At 38.0% G+C, this 382-nt stretch carries 1 protein-coding gene; it reads left to right on the top strand.

What is annotated here, in order from left to right; genetic code table 11:
• The coding region (locus tag KP705_RS19060) for a hypothetical protein (RefSeq protein ID WP_215765444.1) at nt 1-382 on the top strand (382 nt) is incomplete at both ends.

The raw sequence follows: 382 nt of genomic DNA, 5'->3' as shown, positions 1-382 counted from the left end.
CGTGCTGTTGCAAAGCGTGTTGATGCTGCAAAAGCTAAGGCTGAAAAGTTTGAGAAGGCTGGCACGTTGGTTGGTGCTGTTTCTTCTGCTGTTGCTGGTGGTGTTGTTCAGGTTTCTGAGTCATTCACGAAAAGCCGTTTTGATGATGGTGCGAAGTCTCGTGAAAATGAAATTCATTTATTGAAGAATCAAAATGAGAAGTTGAAAGCGAGTAATTCATCACTAAAAACAAAAATTCACAAAAGTAATGAATCACGAAAATCACTATTGAACGAATTGAAAAGCGAACGCGAAAAAAGTTTTGATAAGGGCAAGCCGTTCAGAGATTTACAGAAGAAGAATGAACAGCTTGAAACTTATCTTGGTTTAGTTTTTGATTCTT

It is taken from the genome of Gluconobacter sp. P1D12_c (assembly GCF_018812105.1).
Taxonomy (GTDB): Bacteria; Pseudomonadota; Alphaproteobacteria; order Acetobacterales; family Acetobacteraceae; genus Gluconobacter; species Gluconobacter oxydans_A.
The sequence above is the reverse complement of the archived record's forward strand: the minus strand, read 5'-3'. Positions and strand labels throughout refer to the sequence as shown.